3 protein-coding genes are annotated in these 3,644 nt (G+C 72.1%); all 3 read left to right on the top strand.

Annotation, left to right across the window (positions count from 1 at the left end; translation table 11 throughout):
* Positions 1–376 precede the first annotated feature (376 nt).
* Genes FFA01_RS15680 through FFA01_RS15690 form a run of 3 tightly spaced genes read left to right on the top strand, consistent with a single transcriptional unit; the run spans position 377 to position 3,513 of the window.
* Positions 377–1,363: a Bug family tripartite tricarboxylate transporter substrate binding protein gene (locus FFA01_RS15680; RefSeq protein ID WP_208720955.1), complete on the top strand. Its 987-nt coding sequence runs from the start codon at positions 377–379 to the stop codon at positions 1,361–1,363.
* Between the two features lie 53 nt (positions 1,364–1,416).
* Positions 1,417–1,953 (top strand): tripartite tricarboxylate transporter TctB family protein, encoded by a 537-nt coding sequence (locus FFA01_RS15685; protein ID WP_167627409.1) that lies wholly within the window; start codon positions 1,417–1,419, stop codon positions 1,951–1,953.
* Positions 1,954–1,956: 3 nt separating this feature from the next.
* Positions 1,957–3,513, top strand: coding sequence for a tripartite tricarboxylate transporter permease (locus tag FFA01_RS15690; RefSeq protein ID WP_146857117.1), 1,557 nt, complete (start codon positions 1,957–1,959; stop codon positions 3,511–3,513).
* The last annotated feature ends 131 nt before the right edge of the window (positions 3,514–3,644 follow it).

Consider the following 3,644-nt stretch of genomic DNA (forward strand, 5'->3'; position numbering starts at 1 on the left):
GCACCGCGTCTGGTCGTGGTGCGGTGCACGTTCGGCGGTGCGGCAGGGTTCGGGGCAGGCCCCGTGGCGCCCCGCACCGCGTTTCGACGAGCGCACCGCGTCTAGTCGTGGTGCGCTGCACGATTCGCGGTGCGACGGGTTTGGGGGCGGGTCCGCCCGCACTGCACCGCGTTTCGACGTGCGCACCGCCTCTAGTCGTGGTGCGGTGCACGTTTCGCGGTGCGACAGGGTCCGCACCACCCGGTCCGGTTGACGTCTGCAGCGCAGTTACTGTATACAGAAACCCGACGAAGACGTCGACGATCGAATCGGAGCAATGGTGCCCGCAGACGAACGAACCCCGCCAGGGGGCCTCAGAGACCGCATCGGCCTCGGCGTGACCGTGGTCCTCGCGGTCGCCGTGGTGGTCGCCCTCGTGGCGACGAACCTGGCCCGCAGCTCGACCCCGGCCACGGCGATCCAGGCGGCCCTCGACGGCCAGCAGCTGCGCATCATGGCGCCGGCGAACCCCGGCGGCGGCTGGGACCAGACCGCCCGGGCGATGCAGACGTCGCTGGCCGACGTGATCGGCCGCAGCGAGGTCTACAACGTCGGAGGCGCGGGCGGCACCCCCGGTCTCGCCCAGTTCGTCCAGCACGAGGGCGACGCGAGCCAGCTGATGGCGACCGGCGCGATCATGATCGGCGCCGTCATCACGAACGAGTCGCCCTACTCGCTGCAGGACGTCACCATGCTCGCCCGGCTGAGCACCGAGTACCTGGTGCTCGTCGTGCCCGCCGACTCCGAGATCCAGAACCTCGACCAGTTCGCCCAGCTGATGCGCGACGACGTCGGCGGCCAGTCGATCTCGGGCGGTTCGGCCGGCGGCGTCGAGCAGATCCTGGCCGGACTCGTCGCGCAGGCGGCCGGCGCCGACCCCGCCGAGGTCTCGTACGTGGCCCACTCGGGCGGCGGCGAGGCGCTCACCACGCTGCTCTCGGGCCGTTCGACGGCCGGCATCTCGGGCATCAGCGAGATCGCGCCCTACATCGCCGACGGCTCGGTCCGGGCCCTGGCGGTCTCGAGCCCCGAGCGGGTCGAGAACCTGCCCGACGTCCCGACCTTCCACGAGCAGGGCCTCGACGTCGAGCTGCAGAACTGGCGCGGCGTCGCGGCGCCTCCCGGCATCAGCGAGGAGGACGAGGAGGCGCTGGTCACCATGCTCACGGAGATGCACGACACCGAGGCCTGGGCCGAGATCGTCGAGACCCGGGGCTGGGGCGACGAGTTCCTCACCGGCCCCGAGTTCGACGAGTTCGTCGCGGCGCAGGAGGAGACGATCGGGACGGTCCTCGACGACATCGGTCTGGGAGGCGGGCAGTGAGCGCCCGCCGGACGCATAGGGGCGAGCGGCCGCCCGGTCTCGACACGACCGAGGTGCGCACGATCCGCGATCGCCGCACCGCGCCTCCTCCGGTCGTGGCCTCGCGCTCGGTCGACCACCCGGCCGTCGTCAGCGGCGCGGTCACCGCGCTCGTCGGCGTGCTGCTGGTCGTGGCCTCGATCGTCGTGCTGACCGACGCGGCGTCGCTCCGGCCGACGACCGAGCCGCTCGGGCCGGCCGCGTTCCCCACGATCATCGGGATCCTGCTGGCGCTGGTCGGCATCGGGCTCGTGCTCGTCAACCTGAGGTTCGCGCGCGTGCTGGTGCGCGGCGGGGGCGGACCGGTCAGCCGGCGCCTCTGGGGCGTGCTCGGCCTGCTCGTCGGCATCGTCGTCTACGGGCTGCTGCTGCCGTTCCTCGGCTTCACCGTCGTGTCCGTCGCGCTGTTCGTCGCGGCCGCCCTCGTGCTCGGCTCGCCGCGCCCGTGGTGGCGCCTCGCGATCTACGACCTCGTGCTGGCCGGCGTCATCGTGCTCCTGTTCGACCGAGTGATCGGGCTGGCCCTTCCGGCCGGTCCGTGGGGGTTCTGACCGATGGATCAACTCGACCTCCTGATGCAGGGCTTCCAGTCGGCCCTGACACCGCAGAACCTGCTCTGGGCCCTGCTCGGCGTCACCATCGGCACCGCGGTGGGCGTGCTGCCCGGCATCGGGCCGGCGCTGACCGTCGCGCTGCTGCTGCCGATCACGTTCCGCCTCGAGCCCGACGCGGCGCTCATCCTCTTCGCCGGCATCTACTACGGCGGCATGTACGGCGGGTCGACGACGTCGATCCTGTTGAACACCCCGGGGGAGTCCGCCTCGATCGTCTCGGCGATCGAGGGCAACAAGATGGCGAAGGCCGGCAAGGCCGCGGCCGCCCTCGCCACCGCGGCCCTCGGCTCGTTCGTCGCCGGCACCATCGGCACGATCGCCATCACCTTCGTCGCCCCCTGGGTGGCCGGCTTCGCGGTGCAGCTCGGCCCGCCCGAGTACGTCGCCCTCATGGTGATCGCGTTCGTGACCGTGTCCGCGCTGCTCGGCCCGAGCCTCCTCAAGGGCGCCGCCAGCCTGCTGATCGGTCTGACCATCGGCCTCGTCGGCATCGACGCGCAGTCCGGCCAGGCGCGGCTCGCCTTCGGCAACGGCGGCCTGTTCGACGGCATCGACGTCGTGCTGGTCGTGGTCGGCCTCTTCGCGATCAGCGAGGCGCTCGGCCACGTGCTCGCCAAGACGGGCAACACCACCGTGACGCCGGTCAAGGGGCGGGCGCTGCTGACCCGCGAGCAGTTCCGCCGCTCGTGGCCGGCCTGGCTGCGCGGCACGGCGCTCGGGTTCCCGATCGGCTCGCTGCCCGCAGGCGGCGCCGAGATCCCCACCTTCCTGTCGTACGCGACCGAGAAGCGGCTCTCGAAGCACAAGGACGAGTTCGGCCACGGCGCCATCGAGGGCGTCGCCGGACCCGAGTCGGCCAACAACGCGGCCGCGGCCGGTGTGCTCGTGCCGTTGCTGACCATCGGCCTGCCGACGTCGGCCACCGCGGCCGTCATCCTCACGGCGTTCCAGTCGTACGGTCTGCAGCCCGGGCCCACCCTGTTCGCCGAGTCGGGCGACCTGGTCTGGGCGCTGATCGCGTCGCTCTACATCGGCAACGTGATGCTGCTCGTGCTCAACCTGCCGCTGGTGAAGGTGTGGGCGCGGGTGCTGACGATCCCGGCGTGGGCGATCTACGCGGCCGTCACCGTCTTCGCCTGCCTCGGCGCCTACTCGGCGGGCGGGTCGACCACCGACCTGTTCCTGCTGGCGGGCATCGGAGCGCTCGGGCTGCTGCTGAGGGTCGCCGACATCCCGGTCGCGCCGGCCGTGGTCGGGCTGATCCTCGGACCGCTGCTCGAGCAGCAGCTGCGCCGGGCGATGATCCTGTCCGAGGGCGACCCGGCGATCCTCGTCTCGAGCCCCATGACGATCGGCCTCTGGATCGCCATCGCGGTCGTGCTGGTCGTGCCCGGCATGCTCTCGCTCGGACGCCGTCGTCGCCGCATCCTGGCCGAGCGGATCGAGACCGGGGCCGTGCGCACCGTCGACGATCGCGAGACGGCCGGGCGATCGTGACCCGCGCCTCCTGAGCTTGCTTCGCGGCTGCGGCGGGTTCCCGTCATCCTCGGCGGGTTCCCGTCATCCGTGGCGGGATCCCGTCATCGTCGGCGGGTCAGCGCTGACCCGCCCGCGACGACGCGAACCCG

This window comes from Frigoribacterium faeni, from assembly GCF_007988805.1.
Lineage (GTDB): Bacteria > Actinomycetota > Actinomycetes > Actinomycetales > Microbacteriaceae > Frigoribacterium > Frigoribacterium faeni.

What these genes read in the sequence shown, in the direction of transcription:
- FFA01_RS15690 (WP_146857117.1), top strand. Translation starts at nt 1,957, where the DNA reads ATGGATCAACTCGACCTCCTGATGCAGGGCTTCCAGTCGGCCCTGACA.